The following is a 14906-nucleotide window of genomic DNA, read 5'->3' on the forward strand; positions in this document are numbered from 1 at the left end:
TATTCAATGAAGCAATGGTTGACGGGACTATTTGCTATACTTTTGATTCTGTCTTTTCCGGTATCGGGCTTCTCTTACAGCAATCCTCAGATCGTGCCTGACTCCTGGCAGTGGAATAACGGCAATTTTTACGGGGAAGGCGATCCGTATATCTTGAAATTCAACGGAGTCTACTACCTTTACACCAGTACGGTGGACGATAAGCCGGGCGTGAAGGTATGGTCTTCGGAAGATCTGGTGAACTGGGAATACCGCGGACTGGCTGCTGAAGAACCGGTTACGAAGGGAGCATATGCTCCGGAGGTGGTGTACTGGAACGGCGACTTCTATATGTATACGGCTTTGCTCCGGGACGACCCCAGTACGACGCAGCGAGGTCACCGCGTGCTGAAGAGCTCCAGCCCTACGGGCCCGTTCACGGCCCAGACGGGCAACATGGTCAACGGCATTGACGGTCACGTCTTCATCGACGATGACGGCAAATGGTATTTTTACAGCACAGGTAACGGCAATATCGACGTTCGCCCGATGTCCGATCCTTACACGTTCGGAGAGAAGACGAATACCGGCGCTGCGATGAAGGGCTGGACGGAGGGGCCGACGGTCATCAAACGCAATGGGAAATATTATATGACGTACACCGGTAATCATATCTGGAGCGATGCGTACCGTGTGGATTATGCGAGCAGCTCGAATCCGGTAACGGGCTTTGTTCCGGCTGTCTCCCAGAATCCGATTCTGCTCGATGCGGAAGGCGATCATGTCGGACTTGGGCATAACTCCATCGTGCGCGGTCCCGATCTCGATTCCGATTACATCGTTTATCACAGCCATGCAAATCCCGGAAGACATCTGAATCTCGATCGGATCCTATGGAATGGGGACAAGATGCTTGTGTTAGGTCCTACAACCTCCGAACAGCCCGATCCGGCTATGCCCGACTTCAGTGACAGATTCCAAAGGAATGCATTGGGCGGCGAATGGAAGGCTGTCGGCGGAGGAAATTGGGGGATTCGGGACGGCAGTACGTTATATCAAGACGCACCAGGAGAACCGGAACAATCCCATATGCTGCTATCCCGGAAAGCAACGGAAGACAGCTTCACAGCGGAGTTTAACTTGAAGCAATCAGCGCAGGGAGATAGCGGGAACCCGCTCATAGGTGCCGTCTTTTCCTACACGAATGAGAACAATTATGGGGCTGCCGTACTTAGCCGCAACCATAACCGATTAGAGACCTATTTCCGTATTGACGGCAAGGAGACGGAACGGATCTTTACCCCGCTGCCGGAAGGGTATGATTATACCAAATGGCATCAGATCCGCGTGGAGAAGGAGGGCTCCGACTACCGCATTTATGTAGACGGCATGCTCAAGCAAACCCGATCTGTCGAACAACTCGGGAAGGGCAAAATCGGCTACATGACCCAAGATACGCAAGCGGATTTCGGTTATGTCGCGTTCAGCAACAAGGTGGGCGGAAATAGCGGAGATTCGGTCTACAAGCCGATTCCGGGGGATATCGAGGCCGTTCATTTCAACAGGAAAGGAAATAGCGGGTCTGAACGCGGTAACCAACAAACAAGCTTCGCTGAAGCTCCGGATGGCAGCTATTATCTTACTTCGTTTCAGCAGGGAAATGTGCAATATAACGTTAATGTATCCGAAGCGGGAACCTACGATGTCCTCATCAGGTATGCTGCGGCAGACGATGCACGGTTAAAGCTGGAGCTGGACGATTCGAAGGAGCTTACGGACATCGTACAGCTGCTTTCGACGGGCAGCTCTGCTCAATGGGACAATGTGTTGATTCAGGACATCGAGCTGCCGAAAGGACTTCATCAGCTCAAGGTAGTTGCGCTCGGAGGAGCGTCGTTCGAATTCTCTTCCATAAAGTTTAACCGATCTGAAGAAACGACGCCTGTATCTGATGATTTCAATGACGGAGACGATCTGGGCTGGACGAAATTCGAACAAGGCTGGCGGGTAGACACGGGAAGCGCACCTTCGTTCGACCAACCCAAGCCGGTGCCCGGAATTGTCGAAGCTCCTTACTATAACACGGGGGGCGAAGGGGTCGCCTATCATGACAATACTCCGGATAACATCGGGGGAGCCTATAGGGGAGACTCCGTCGATATCCGGACGAACACGAATTTCAACGGGTTAAATGTGGGCTGGAATCAAGCCGGCGAATGGCTCAAATACAATATCGACGTAAAGCATGCTGGAATATACAGAGTCGAAGTGACGGCGGCAACCACGTTCTCTGATAATCAGGCGCGTGTATGGCTGAATGGTACGACGGATCTGACCGGTGCGATGAATATACCGGCCACTGGAGCGTGGAACAATTGGCAGACGACGCTTTCCCCGGGCTTCTATCTGCCGGAAGGGCAGCATACGATTACCTTCGAGACCGTGAAGGGCGAATATGATTTTGCAAGGCTCGAATTCGTATCCTTTGATACGCCCAAACCGGTTCCGGGTATTATAGAGGCCGTTCATTATAACTCAGGCGGCGAGGGGATCGGTTACCACGATAATGCTCCCGCGAATCTCGGCGGACAATACCGCGATGACGGGGTTGACATTCGCGTCAATCCGAAAGGCGGCTGGAACGTCGGCTGGAACCAGACCGGTGAGTGGCTCAAGTATAACGTGAACGTTGCAGATTCCGCCGTTTATGAGCTGAGTGTGAGGCTTGCGACGGCGCTTAACGGCGGGAAAATCCGGCTGTGGCTTAACGATACGACCGATTTAACCGGTGTCGTGGACATCCCTGCAACGGGCGGATGGAATAGCTGGAAGAACGTAAAACTGGGAGACATAACGCTGCCGGAAGGCAACCACACCCTGAAGCTTGAAATCGTTCAGGGAGAATATGATTTGGAAAGCCTCTCCTTCCATCCGTTAAACAATGCCCAGACTATTCCCGGAACCGTTCATGCCGTGGATTACATGATTGGAGGGGAAGGAGTAGCGTATCATGATAACACGCCGGATAACATACGCGGACTATACCGTACAGATGATGTCGATATTCGATTGCTTCCGGAAGGGTTCACGACAGGCTGGAACCAGACAGGCGAGTGGCTGAAATATAGCGTGAATGTTACCGAGAACACATCCAGGCTCGATATGAGGGTAGCTACGGGCTTGAACGGCGCTCAAGTCCGGCTTTGGCTGGATGATACGACCGACCTTACCGGAATCATCAATGTTCCGAATACGGGAGGGTTTCATGAGTGGATGAACTTAACGAAAGAAGGAGTCTTTCTTCCGGCAGGCCAACATACCATTAAGGTGGAGGTAGTAACCGGTGAATTCGACTTTTACAGCTTCCGTTTTCATAACGACCCGATTGTTCCGATACAAGGTGTTTACAAATCTCAGCCGAAAGGATATCCGAAATCGGTCATCGGAGACAGCGATTGGTCGGACTATATCGTAGAGACGGATATCAAGCTCGGCTCCAATACGCAAGGCGGAGGGAATGCCGGGATTCTATTGCGCGTCAATAATCCCGCTGACGGAACAGAGTACGGACAGAATCGGGATGATTTCTTCCAAGGGTACCTGGCCTATTTGACTGCTGACGGCGTGCACTTGGGTAAATTTAACTATAACTTCCAGCATTTAACCGGTACGGCGTTCACTGGAGCCGTCGGGAGCTGGCAGCATATGAAGGTAGTTGCAGCCGGCAGCAGGATCAAGGTTTACGTCGGCGATATGGAGAAACCGCTTATTGATTTCACGGATCGTAGTGAGAAGGCTTTCATACATGGAAAAGTAGGGGTTAGAAGCTTCAACGGTGAAAGCTTCATCGATAACTTCACAGTGATGCCGATTATAAAATAGGTTCAATTGCTAGAATGCCGCCGTCAGATTGACGGCGGTTTTCGCTGATTCGGGCATGCTGAAGAATCCTGTAGAAATAACCTGGTAAATTCGTCATTTTTCAGGGAAAATATCGATAGATGCGTTGACTTTGACGGGCGGGCATTTTAAAATTAGAAGTGTACCGAGAGTAACGGATCGAATATTGCTCACTTGTATGTCGGTCCTCTGCGGATGACAGGGACGTTAATAGGTAGAATATCATCCACTTGTATGTCTCCTCCCCGAGAGTAACGGAGAGGTTAAATCGAGAATATTACTCACGTGTATGTAGGAAAATCCCTCTGTTCTGTTTACGCGGAGGGATTTTTTCTTTCATGGGGAGGTAAAATGAAATTAACATCGATTTCGGATCGTTTTTTCCAAACCTTCCGTCCGCTCGACCCGGAGATTTTGGAAAAAGACGACAACCGGCCGTATTTGATCATTCTTAGGCTGAAGTACAAAGGAAAACGACATGATTTTGCGATCCCTTTTCGGTCAAATATAGCAAGCTACATACCTAAAGAGCAGTATTTTCCTTTGCCCCCAAGGCCGACAACGCGCACCAGCCGTATTCACGGCTTACATTATGTGAAGATGTTTCCTATTAAAAAGCCCTTCCTTGAGAAATTCCACACCATGGGCGATCCGTACTATATAACCATTTCCGACATTATTAAGAGAAATTTGAAAGAAATCATTGGACAAGCACAAGCCTATTTAGATCGTTATCAGGCGGGCCAATCCATGAGTATGAGCACAAATATCGAGCTAATCTATAATGTGCTTAACCCTGTCGCTGCGGTTCGGGAGGCTGCAGCCGGCAGCCAGGAGATGCAAACCAATATTCATGCCGAAGCCGTACGAGTGCAGATGGAGAAACCCCAATCTTAAGATTGGGGTTTCTTTGTAACTACTGCATGATCCGGTTTCGTGTCGTTTGTAACGTCTTGCTTTTCAGCTCATCGATCTCGCCGATCAATAGGGAGAGTCTCTCCGTATACTGACGTCTCGACTCCAAATCTCTTAATGACGCTAAGTTGATTTCAATGGTCAGCAAGGCGGACTGTGCGGCGGCTTCGAACAAAATGGCTCCAATTCCAAGATCGGAGATCACGTTCTTATTAGAAGCTTCAGCAATGCTGTGCGTGCATATCATACCAGCCTTACAAACCTCAATGAGACGGAGCGGGACCTCGATTGCACGGATCGTCGCTTCTTGGATCGCCTTTACGCGGTTGAGCTTTTCTTCATCCGTCCCCTTCGGAAGCCTCCATGCATCCATATATTTGTCGAATGATGTGATATCGGCATGCAGCAATTTTTCACATTGTTCGGTTAAGCCGTTCATCCTCTCGATCACTTCAGTGATCTGAGGTCGGATATGAGCGAACTTCTCCCCTTGAGATAAACTTCCGACCATCGATGTCATGGAGGCGCCGAGCGCGGCGACAAGAGCGGCGACGCTCCCTCCGCCCGGTGTAGGCTTCGAACTGCCGGCTTCTTGCAAAAAGATTCGAATGGAATCATCCCATGTAATTGTACTCATCTTGAGTGTACCTCCCCGAGTTGAAAGGCTATAGCCTTCAAGAGGTTCTCGTACAGGATCGCAGTCGTCAAAGTTCCGACTCCGCCGGGAACAGGGGATACCGCTGCTGCATGATCGCGAACGTCAAGGGCTGTGTCGCCTACGATTTTTCCGCCCTCTACTTCATTTATTCCTGCATCGATGACGGTCAGGCTCGAATGAACCATATTTCCGCGAATGATATTCGGACGGCCAACCGCAACAAATGCGATTTCAGCATGGGCCAGATGGGAAGCGATGTCCGGTGTGCGGGAATGACATACCGTAACGGTTGCATTTTCCCGCTGCAGCATATGAAAGAGCGGCAGTCCGACCGTTTGGCCACGTCCCACCAGAGTTACGTTCTTGCCTTCGAGAGGATGACCGTAATGCTTAAGGAGCTTTATGCACGCTTGTGGAGTGGCCGGATAAAGACCCGCATCGCCTGTAACAACAGCAAGCTTATTGCCGGGAGTCACTCCGTCAATATCTTTCAGTGGTGAGATCATTTTTTCAATTTTTCCGGCTGAAAGGTGCAGAGGCAAGGGCAGCTCCAGCATAATGCCGTGGACGGACGGATCATCATTCAGTCGGACAATCAGTTGAACAATCGATTCTTCCGTGACATCTGCCTGGAACGAATGGAGATGAAACGTTACCCCAAGCTTTTCGGCGATCTTTTGTTTGGCTCGAGCGTAATAGGCGGATGCCGGGTCTCCCTCAACCAAAATAACGGCCAGATGAGGCTGAAGACCTTTTTGCTTCAAATCCTTCACTTTCGTTCTGATCGAATCATAGACTTGATCTGCTGCCTCTTTTGCTTTCATGAGCATTGTCATTTCGATTACCTCCCTTAAAGGTTCATAGAACGAAAAAAAGCATCTGAGGCGGCTCGTCAATTGCGAGCGCTCAGATACTTTTTCCCAGGCGAACGGTACGTTCCGGCTGCAGGCTCCCTCGTGGTCGATTCCACTTTTTTCGCCAGTCACCTGCAGCGTTATTTTCCTTATCTTATCAAAGATCCGTTTGAAAGAAAACCATCCCGTTTTGGTAGAAGGAATCGTCCTTGTTACCACTTATTACTAATGCTTCAGCAGCAGGATCTAGTTTATAATGGCAAATGGAGTTAATGTTTACATCAGAGAGGATCGAACATCGTGGGAAAAAGTGATAAGTCGTTTGTAGCAGCGTTATTATTATGTTTTTTTCTTGGCGGATTAGGTGTGCACCGTTTCTACGTTGGTAAAATTGGAACAGGTATTCTTCAGCTGATCACATTGGGAGGCCTGGGGATCTGGTCGATTATTGATTTGGTGATCATTATCGTAGGCAAGTTTAAGGATAAGCAAGGATTACCTATTAAGCCATAGTAAGCGCGAATCTGAAGTCCACGGTAACAGCTGTGGACTTTTTTGCTTTTAAAAACGGAAAAAATTCAGTATCATTCAATTATACTTTACGGACGGCGGAGCCAATGAAAATACAACTCGAACATCAAACGATCGACTGTCAGGTCTTGTACGGCAGCAGAAAGAAAATTTCGATTCATATCGATTATTTGGGACGCGTCACGGTGAAAGCTCCTAACGGAACCGGCGAAGATACGGTCAGGAGCGTTGTTGCCCATCACGGGAAACAAATAGAGGAGAGGCTGGGCGCCATTGCGGCGGCACGGGACACTCCGAAAACAAGAGAGTACCAGGAAGCAGGCAAGTTTCTTCATCTTGGCCGGTACTGTTTTCTGGATGAATTAATAGAGACCGCGGGGGCGGACGAGGAAGAGCTGAAAAACCGCCTGAAAAAATTTTATTTTGCCAGCTGCAAGAAGATCGTAGGGGAACGGCTCAAAATTTATCAGGCGCAGCTGAAAGTTAAGCCCAAAAGCGTGGAAGTCGTGGAGTCCAGAACGAAGTGGGGAAGCTGCAGCTCGGATAAGCATTTGACGTTCAATTACCGCCTGGCCATGGCTCCGCTTGACGTGATCGATTATGTGGTCATCCACGAGCTTTGCCATCTTACGCATATGAACCATGACCGGTCGTTCTGGAGACGCGTGGGAAGCATCATGCCGAACTATAAAGACAAGGAAGCGTATTTGACCAGTTACGGGCAGGAGATGACGCTTTGATGGATAAGGCAGCAGTTGAAATCAAGCCGCTTACCGGCTTGATTTTTTTTGCGCCGATGTAACCATTTCGCTTCCCCATTCGTGTTAAGGTGAGAAAATCGAAGGTTGGGGAGAGAAACGAATGAGCACGGTCGAAATTAACGGGTTAAACAAAACCTATCGAAGCGTATCTGCCTTATCGGATATTCAACTGCAGCTGGAAGCCGGATTATTCGGATTGCTTGGTCCGAACGGGGCCGGCAAAACGACGCTGATGAAAATCCTGAGCACCCTTCTTCCTTACGAGAAAGGGCAGGTGTCGATCTATGGCTATGATTTGGCCAAGGAAGGGGATCAGATCCGGGGGCTGCTCGGTTATTTGCCGCAGCACTTCTTTGCGCCTGCGCAGTTTACCGGACGGGAGTTTCTGCACTATGCAGGCTCGATGAAGGGACTGAAGGATCGCCGCGAAAGAAACGAGCAAGTGGAACGGCTGCTCACCGAGGTGAATCTTCAGCCGCATGCCGATAAAAAAATAAAACGGTACTCGGGAGGCATGGCGAGGCGGCTCGGCATCGCGCAGGCGCTGCTCGGAAGCCCCAAGCTCATCATACTGGACGAGCCTACCGCGGGACTCGATCCCGCCGAGCGGATCCGTTTCCGTAACGTGCTGGAGAGGCTGGCCAAAGATTGTACAATTGTATTGTCCACCCACATCATCGGCGATATCGAAGCCAGCTGCGAGAAGGTCGCGGTCTTGAACAGAGGGAAGCTTCTCTACCAAGGGACGACTGCAGGCTTGGCGAACCAAGCAGCCGGACGCACATGGGAGCTTCAGGTGCCGTATGCCGAGTATGACAAGGTGGAACAAGAGTATACGATCATTTCCAGCAGAAGGGAAACGAACCATGCCGTCTTCCGTGTCATCGCGAACGAGCAGCCCCCGCATCAGGATGCCGCTGCTGTGCCCCCGACCATTGAAGACGGTTATATGGCCGCAATTAGCGGGGTGAACCGATGAGCATGCTCGCACTCGTTTACCGACATGAAATGCGTCTATTATGCCGCAATCCGTTTTTGGCGCTTCCGTTTGCCATTCAACTGATTTGTTGGGGCTTTGTCATTATTCCATACGAGAGTCAACCGGTTCACTATGAGGAAATAGCCGCCGTATTTTACGGCAGCTTTCAATGGATCATGCTGGTGAATCTGCTGCTGATCGGCTTATTCGCCGTTTATATGGCCGCCAAGGATAGAGAAAGCGGCTTCGAATTGTTGGCGGCCACTTATAAGGTGAACAATACGGAATGGGTGATAGGAAAATGGCTTGTTGCCCAAACGTACGCTTTCTGCTTCACCCTGGTAACGCTGCTTGTACAGGGGATTTGGTTTCTGGGCGGCAGTATGGGAACAGAAGAACGGGTTCAAAGCCTGATCTATGTTTTCGCCCAGATGGAAGGGGCTTGCTTTGTTCTTGTCACCTCCGGGTTTTTGCTGGGAATTGGCATTAAGCATATGCTTGCCTATATGGGGATGGCTGCCTTGCTCGGGCTCACCCTCTTGTCCCACATGAACAGCTACGGATTCGCTTACGTCAATCCGCGGCTGAACCTGTTGACCCCTTTCGACTCGATGTACGTCTTTACTCCATATGAGAGTATATGGGGACTCGGCAGCGTGTTCGAAGGCGCGATGCTTCATCAGCTGGCCGTCATGTTCATTAGTGCGATTTTGCTGGCCGTCGCGTTCCTGTTGTTTCGTCCCTATCGCAGCAGCAGAAGGGAAAAGGGCTTGTGGTCGGCTTTTGCGGTCATCATGCTCGTACCGGCTGTTCTGGCCGGAGGTATCCGCGTTGCACAGTACGACAGCGCACTAGAACAATACATTGATACCGGCAAGCAATATTTGTCTGAAAGCATGGGGGATAAAGGGGGATTTATCGATGCGATGACAGAACGTCCCCGCTACCCTTTTTCGATGGATCAAGCGCAGTTAAACGTACAATTTCCTTCGGAAAACCGGATTAAAGCCGACAGTGTCTTGTCCGTCACTTACAGAGGGGAAACGCCGGCGCCGGTCAATGAGTTCTCCCTAACCTTGCAGCACCAATTGGAGATTACGGCATGCAGCGGCAGTGTGAAGCTGACTTGCTCGCGGACGGGCGATCTCATTCTCGTGCAGGTTCCTGGCGGAATGCAGCCGAACGAACCGCTCCAGTTGAGCTTGCGCTATGAAGGAAATGTCAGGCAATACCGTTCCGACGCCTTGCGGCAGCAATCCTTTGCCGAGGCGGACCGGATTTATCTTCCTAAAGAGGCCGGCTGGTACCCGTTAATCGGCGAACGCGCATTGGCCCAGAGCGATCCCGATTATACCTACGCAGCCTTTGAAATTACAAACGGAGGGCTGGTTGAAGACTATCCGACCGCTTTTACCGTTACAATCGCGGACAAGCCTGCCGGATTGCCTGTCGCATTGACGATCCCCCGCGAACCGGACGGAATGTACAAAGGAACGACGCAATATGGCCTGTCCCTTATCGGAGGCCATTTCGAGGAAAGTACGGTCGGTACGACCAGGATCGTCGCGCATCCCGAGGTGATGCAGAGTGCGCGCCAAGCGGCCGAGACTTATTTTACTTATTGGAATGCACTGGAGGAGTGGCTTGGCGTACCTGTGGCGCCGCGGGTGATCTATGTATTGGACAAACATCACAGCTATCCGATACAATCTGCGCCTAGACGGGATTACCGCGCTTGGGACGTCTACGATATGAAGGATATTGATCCTACGTTTGCGGTCTCCTCGCTGGCAAGGGATCTCACTCACGGTTATCCGCCGATGGGAGAAGACGCGGATGTGCTGCAGCGCGCCATCACTTGGGGATTAATGAGGCAATTGCATATGGACAGCGGCAATAAGGACTTTGCCGAATGGTATGCGCAGGAATGGCCGTTCGATATTCCTGCGGAGGTGACGGAACGAGTCGAGCTGCTGAACCGATATGACGAAAAGGGAGAAGAAGCATTCCGGCAGGCAGTCAAATATGTGTTCACCCAATACGAGCTTGATGAGAAGGACGATTTCCGTCTGGAAGAAACGCTGGACCGGTATGAGGGAGCGGAAAGCCGATGAGCGGATTTTTGGTCAGGCTGGCTCTTTGGATGAAGCTGTGGCGGGCGTCGCTGCCTGCCGGTATTCTCATGGTGCTGTTTCCGGCAGCGGCGTATGCCATGTATCGTTTTATGCCATACAGGATCGAGTCGTTTACAAGCCTGTTTTATGAAAAAACGGCCATGCTCCTCTTCCTTTTTCTTTTGCAGTGGTGCTTCGCTATCGACTTCGATTCGAAATTTGCCGGCCACTTGCTTATGTACCCGATGGCGCGGTGGAGGCTCCTCATGGAGCGGGCGCTGCTGGCCTCGATTCTTTTTGCTGTGCTGTTAGGTCTGACTACGCTTGGGCTGACGCCTTTTGCAGGCGGCTTTGTTTGGAAGGGGATGCTGTTTTCGGTACCCGTATATATCGGAATGACCGGGGTTTTTGTTTTGGCGACGGTGATCGGAAATCATTCGCTTGGCGGGTTGTGCTCAGGTTTGGTTTTCTGGTTTTTATCTTTGAGCGGCGTGTTCCGAAGTGCCGAACCATGGATTTTATATAACCGGTTAGGTTATGCGGGAGCGGGCATTCTGCTGTCGGGTGCTGCGGTTTTACTATTTAACCGGAGATCGGGATGAGGCCGGCAGGGAAAGGAGGGGGAAGGACGGCATGAAGGATGAGGACTACATGAGACAGCTGTCTTACGGCAGCGATTCGGCACTGGACACGCTGGTTTTCCGTTACCATAAGCTGTTATACGGTTACGCCTACCGGCTGCTGCAGGACGAGAAGCTGGCGGAGGACATCGTTCAGGAAACGTTTCTGAAAATCTACCAGCAAGGGAAAAAAGGTTATGTTCCCGACCAGTTCAAGCCGTGGATGTACAAAATCGCAACGAACGGCTGCAAAGACTATTGGAGAAAGGCATCGACGCAGCGGGAGCGGTTTACGGATCGGGACGTGCAGGAAAAGGGGGAGCTTCACCATCTCCTCGACCGCCAGCTCGAGAGAAGGTGGATGATCGATTCCTTGAACCGGCTTTCGTTCGAATACCGTTCCGTTCTTTATTTGCGGTTTTATCAGGATTTGAAGTATGCCGAAATTGCGTTGACGCTGGATCTCCCCCTCAACACCGTCAAAGGCCGGATTGCGCGCGGATTAAAATATTTGGAAGGCATCTTAACAGAAGACGACCGGAAAGGGGCGGGCGCAAATGAGTGAAGACCGGGAATTATCCCGTTTGGAGCAAAAGTGGAAAAGCCGGTTTGACCGTTATACTTCCCCCGAACCGGCGGCAGAGCAAACTTTGCGGCTGATCGAGGGCATTAAACGATCGGCTGAAGGAAAGCCGGCGGATTTGCGTGCGGAGCTGGAGGCCGCCCAATCGGCTGAATCGGCATTGTCCAGGCTGGCGGGCTTATTTTTATCCCAGTGGAATTTGTACGGGTTGAAGAGCTGGCTGCCGACAGGGCTTGTTATGCTTGCAGTAACCGTTGCGGTCACTGCAGGAGCGCAAAATGAAATGGACGGTATTCATGCATGGATGAAATGGATTTCGCTCGCAACCGTCGCCGCCATGGGCTTGGCGTTCCGCCCGGCAAACGACGGGAATGATGTCCTTGAAAAGCTGAGCTGCTATCCGCTCATCCAGCAAATGTTTGCAAGATATGTCATCGTTACCGTGCTGCAAGTTGTCTTGTCGCTATTCTTAAGTCTTCTGATCTTAGGGGATGAAGTCTCCATCCCGTATTTGCTGGGTTCTTTTGTGCCGGTTATTTTCTTTGGGGCTGTCGGATTTACAAGCGCGATGTGGTTCGGTCCCAAGGCGGGCGTGCTCATGACTCTGCTGGTCTGGTTTGGCCAATTGCTGCTCGATCAGCGGCATCATGCACTCTCTGTGTTTCGGCTGCCTTGGAGCGGTCAATGGTGGGGAGTAACGGCGGGCATTGCGGCTTTATGCTGCTTAATGCTGGGAAGCGTGATGCTGAGATTCCGGTTGAAGAGGGACTTAAAATGACGGTAAGAATTGTGTTAAGCGACGTTGAATATTCGAGCGGAAAAACCAAGCTCATTACCGGCGCTTCGTGCGCGATGTCGACGGGGATTACTTATGTCATCGGCAAAAACGGAGCGGGAAAAAGCACGCTGCTAAAGCTGATCGCTACGGCGGCCGTACCCGATCGCGGGAGCGTGGTTTATACGAGGCTGATAAACGAGGACGGAGCGGGCATGTACAGAAAACAGCTCGGCGTCGAGGAAGTAAGGGGGATGCTCGGTTACATGCCCCAGCATTTTACGGGCCAAACGGATATGACGGTAGAAAAGTATTTGAAGTATATGGCTCTTCACAAAGGAATTCCCCGCCGCCTGGTCAAGCCCTCGCTGGAGAAATGGCTGACGGAGAGCGGTCTTGCGGAACTGAAAGGCAGAAAGCTGCGCTCACTTTCCGGCGGGCAATTACGGAAGGTCGGATTCCTGCAGGCGGTGATGAATCACCCCCGGATATGCGTATTGGATGAACCGTTCGAAGGGTTGGACAGCGTGGAGAAGCTATTTTTCAAACGTACGATCAACCGGCTTGCTTTCCACAGCATTGTGGTTATGAGCACGCATTTGCTGGAGGAAATGGACCCGTCGGAAGACAACAGCCTCTTATGTATGGAGGACGGGAAGTTGAGCTATCGCGGCAGTGTGGAAGAGGCGGGGAGCTTGTTTCCGGATGAAATTTCCGACGGGCCTGTTCACGAGAAATATACCTAAGCTGGAACGTTGGACAAGGCAGGAAGGAAGGAGGCCGGGACGAGCGGTAAGGGAGTTTTTGGACTGTGCTTGCTTCGTCCCGGTACTGTTCGGGGAAGGCTTGATGAGTAACTGGATTTCATACACTTATTTTAAGGCGGCCGCCAGCTGCACAGAAAATAACGGGATTTTATACATGTAAAATGACGATTGCGCACGTTTTTGCGGATTTTCACGGATTTATCTACAAGGAATCCAGTTATTACCTCGGGTCGGAGAGAAACGCTGGAAATTGATACAACAAATCCAGTTAACTATAGCCGGTACATGGGACTAATGGCGAATTTTAGCTTTTGCGCATAATCCTTTTCCTTCCGGGTCAACCTAATCAGGCAGTTTGGACTGGAGAGGAGGGATCGTAGTGGCTAAGCCAGATAATCGTGCGGATAATGCGGCTCACTTGCAGCAGCATATCAACGACACTGTAGAAAATTTGCATGAGGCAGAGGAGTACCTGGACGAGCATGCCGACGAGATTTCGCCGGACGAGAAGCAGGTCATCCAAGCGAAGAACGAACGCCGCAAGCAAAGCATCGCCGGATTTGCAGAAGAGATGAAGGACGAGCAACAAGTGTAAACGGCTGGTGCTACGCACGAACCGTTAGCTGCATGTTTGCGCAGCTCGGTTCTGTGCCGTCCTTTGGCGGCAAAAGCTCGCCATCGCGATGAAAGATAAGACATTTATACGCTCAAACTTATAAATTCTTATCTTTTAAGAAAAAGCGCGGTCAGCGCAAGGACTCGCATACGGGTTCACTGGTCCAAGAGAATAGGGAAAAAGGGCGCCGGTTTCTGAGGAAACGGCGTCTTTTTTTATGCGGGTCAATCGAAGAAGGCAAGGCTGCTTTTGGTATAAAATGCTATAATTGATAGGACAACATGCATTGCGACAGCGGACAAAGCTCATCAAGAGAATATACATAACGGGCATAGGGTGATTGATTAAATCAGCGCAGCGAAGGAGAGGAGCAATTATGCAGCCGGAAAACGAAATTCAGCTAGTCGAGATTGTCGAGATGGAGGAAATGTATCTTGTCGGATTTTCCGTTACGTCGGCCTTTGAGAGGCATGAGCCGGAGGTTGTGGAAGCGATGAAGCGGCAGTTTCACAGCCGAAAGGATGAAATCCGGCACGCCATTCATCCGGAGCGTTATTTGAGCCCGCACTTTTCGTCGGACGTTTTGTTCACGTATTTGATCTGCATGGAGGTCTCCTCGCTGTCGGACATCCCCGAAGGCATGCTCGGTTTTACGGTTCCGCCGCATCGTTACGCGAAAGTTAAGACGAAGGGGGACCCTTACCGGACGATCCATGACTATTTGAACCGCAACGGGCTGCAAAACGACAGCGGGGCGCTGTCGCTGGAAATTTACGCTTTCCGGAATCCGGTTTGGCCTGACGAAGCCGAGGTTTATGTTCCCCTAAATACGGACGCCTAATTGCAGCAGATTC

At 50.9% G+C, this 14906-nt stretch carries 14 protein-coding genes and 1 riboswitch; of the genes, 12 read left to right on the forward strand and 2 right to left on the reverse strand.

Translation table 11 applies throughout. The features are described from left to right. The first annotated feature begins 6 nt into the window (after positions 1 to 6). Both KP806_RS22910 and KP806_RS22915 read left to right on the forward strand, forming a co-directional pair. Positions 7 to 3861 (forward strand): carbohydrate-binding protein, encoded by a 3855-nt coding sequence (locus KP806_RS22910; RefSeq protein WP_224726077.1) that lies wholly within the window; start codon positions 7 to 9, stop codon positions 3859 to 3861. Between the two features lie 369 nt (positions 3862 to 4230). Then, positions 4231 to 4776 carry a hypothetical protein gene (locus tag KP806_RS22915; RefSeq protein ID WP_224726078.1) on the forward strand — a complete coding sequence of 182 codons (546 nt, stop codon included), beginning with the start codon at positions 4231 to 4233 and terminating at the stop codon, positions 4774 to 4776. A gap of 19 nt (positions 4777 to 4795) precedes the next feature. On the opposite strand, the gene KP806_RS22920 is transcribed toward KP806_RS22915, so the two are convergent. Both KP806_RS22920 and KP806_RS22925 read right to left on the reverse strand, forming a co-directional pair. Next, the gene (locus tag KP806_RS22920) at positions 4796 to 5431 is read right to left on the reverse strand and encodes a cyclodeaminase/cyclohydrolase family protein (protein ID WP_224726079.1); all 636 of its coding nucleotides are present in this window, start codon (positions 5429 to 5431) and stop codon (positions 4796 to 4798) included. Then, entirely contained in the window at positions 5428 to 6288 is an 861-nt protein-coding gene (locus tag KP806_RS22925; protein ID WP_224726080.1) for a bifunctional 5,10-methylenetetrahydrofolate dehydrogenase/5,10-methenyltetrahydrofolate cyclohydrolase, read from the reverse strand. Before KP806_RS22925 ends, KP806_RS22920 begins: the two co-directional genes overlap by 4 nt. Before the next feature lie 75 nt (positions 6289 to 6363). Beyond that, a riboswitch (ZMP/ZTP riboswitch) is annotated at positions 6364 to 6448 on the reverse strand. 158 nt (positions 6449 to 6606) lie between these two features. Between KP806_RS22925 and KP806_RS22930 the strand changes: the two genes are divergently transcribed. From KP806_RS22930 to KP806_RS22975, 10 genes are all read left to right on the forward strand, one after another. Further along, positions 6607 to 6819, forward strand: a complete 213-nt coding sequence (locus KP806_RS22930; protein ID WP_224726081.1) for a TM2 domain-containing protein — start codon at positions 6607 to 6609, stop codon at positions 6817 to 6819. A gap of 104 nt (positions 6820 to 6923) precedes the next feature. Beyond that, positions 6924 to 7577: a M48 family metallopeptidase gene (locus KP806_RS22935; RefSeq protein ID WP_224726082.1), complete on the forward strand. Its 654-nt coding sequence runs from the start codon at positions 6924 to 6926 to the stop codon at positions 7575 to 7577. Between the two features lie 121 nt (positions 7578 to 7698). Then, positions 7699 to 8577, forward strand: coding sequence for an ABC transporter ATP-binding protein (locus KP806_RS22940; RefSeq protein WP_224726083.1), 879 nt, complete (start codon positions 7699 to 7701; stop codon positions 8575 to 8577). Beyond that, positions 8574 to 10691, forward strand: coding sequence for an ABC transporter permease (locus KP806_RS22945; RefSeq protein ID WP_224726084.1), 2118 nt, complete (start codon positions 8574 to 8576; stop codon positions 10689 to 10691). The genes KP806_RS22940 and KP806_RS22945 overlap by 4 nt, the downstream gene beginning before the upstream one ends. Then, complete coding sequence (locus KP806_RS22950; protein WP_224726085.1) at positions 10688 to 11293, forward strand: hypothetical protein; 606 nt, start codon at positions 10688 to 10690, stop codon at positions 11291 to 11293. The genes KP806_RS22945 and KP806_RS22950 overlap by 4 nt, the downstream gene beginning before the upstream one ends. A 31-nt stretch (positions 11294 to 11324) precedes the next feature. Beyond that, a complete protein-coding gene (locus KP806_RS22955; RefSeq protein WP_224726086.1) occupies positions 11325 to 11876 on the forward strand; it encodes an RNA polymerase sigma factor in 552 nt (183 codons plus the stop codon). Beyond that, on the forward strand, positions 11869 to 12672 hold the full coding sequence (locus tag KP806_RS22960; protein ID WP_224726087.1) for a hypothetical protein: 804 nt from the start codon (positions 11869 to 11871) through the stop codon (positions 12670 to 12672). The genes KP806_RS22955 and KP806_RS22960 overlap by 8 nt, the downstream gene beginning before the upstream one ends. Next, entirely contained in the window at positions 12669 to 13415 is a 747-nt protein-coding gene (locus tag KP806_RS22965; protein WP_224726088.1) for an ATP-binding cassette domain-containing protein, read from the forward strand. Before KP806_RS22960 ends, KP806_RS22965 begins: the two co-directional genes overlap by 4 nt. Before the next feature lie 400 nt (positions 13416 to 13815). Beyond that, positions 13816 to 14031: a small acid-soluble spore protein Tlp gene (tlp, locus tag KP806_RS22970; RefSeq protein WP_224726089.1), complete on the forward strand. Its 216-nt coding sequence runs from the start codon at positions 13816 to 13818 to the stop codon at positions 14029 to 14031. Between the two features lie 397 nt (positions 14032 to 14428). Next, positions 14429 to 14893 (forward strand): GyrI-like domain-containing protein, encoded by a 465-nt coding sequence (locus tag KP806_RS22975; RefSeq protein WP_224726090.1) that lies wholly within the window; start codon positions 14429 to 14431, stop codon positions 14891 to 14893. Positions 14894 to 14906: the final 13 nt, after the last annotated feature.

The organism is Paenibacillus vietnamensis, from assembly GCF_020169515.1.
Classification (GTDB): domain Bacteria; phylum Bacillota; class Bacilli; order Paenibacillales; family Paenibacillaceae; genus Pristimantibacillus; species Pristimantibacillus vietnamensis.

What these genes read in the sequence shown, in the direction of transcription:
- KP806_RS22945 (WP_224726084.1), top strand. Translation starts at nt 8,574, where the DNA reads ATGAGCATGCTCGCACTCGTTTACCGACATGAAATGCGTCTATTATGC.
- KP806_RS22975 (WP_224726090.1), top strand. Translation starts at nt 14,429, where the DNA reads ATGCAGCCGGAAAACGAAATTCAGCTAGTCGAGATTGTCGAGATGGAG.
- KP806_RS22940 (WP_224726083.1), top strand. Translation starts at nt 7,699, where the DNA reads ATGAGCACGGTCGAAATTAACGGGTTAAACAAAACCTATCGAAGCGTA.
- KP806_RS22920 (WP_224726079.1), bottom strand. Translation starts at nt 5,431, where the DNA reads ATGAGTACAATTACATGGGATGATTCCATTCGAATCTTTTTGCAAGAA.
- KP806_RS22955 (WP_224726086.1), top strand. Translation starts at nt 11,325, where the DNA reads ATGAAGGATGAGGACTACATGAGACAGCTGTCTTACGGCAGCGATTCG.
- KP806_RS22910 (WP_224726077.1), top strand. Translation starts at nt 7, where the DNA reads ATGAAGCAATGGTTGACGGGACTATTTGCTATACTTTTGATTCTGTCT.
- KP806_RS22915 (WP_224726078.1), top strand. Translation starts at nt 4,231, where the DNA reads ATGAAATTAACATCGATTTCGGATCGTTTTTTCCAAACCTTCCGTCCG.
- KP806_RS22935 (WP_224726082.1), top strand. Translation starts at nt 6,924, where the DNA reads ATGAAAATACAACTCGAACATCAAACGATCGACTGTCAGGTCTTGTAC.
- KP806_RS22960 (WP_224726087.1), top strand. Translation starts at nt 11,869, where the DNA reads ATGAGTGAAGACCGGGAATTATCCCGTTTGGAGCAAAAGTGGAAAAGC.
- KP806_RS22925 (WP_224726080.1), bottom strand. Translation starts at nt 6,288, where the DNA reads ATGACAATGCTCATGAAAGCAAAAGAGGCAGCAGATCAAGTCTATGAT.
- KP806_RS22950 (WP_224726085.1), top strand. Translation starts at nt 10,688, where the DNA reads ATGAGCGGATTTTTGGTCAGGCTGGCTCTTTGGATGAAGCTGTGGCGG.
- KP806_RS22965 (WP_224726088.1), top strand. Translation starts at nt 12,669, where the DNA reads ATGACGGTAAGAATTGTGTTAAGCGACGTTGAATATTCGAGCGGAAAA.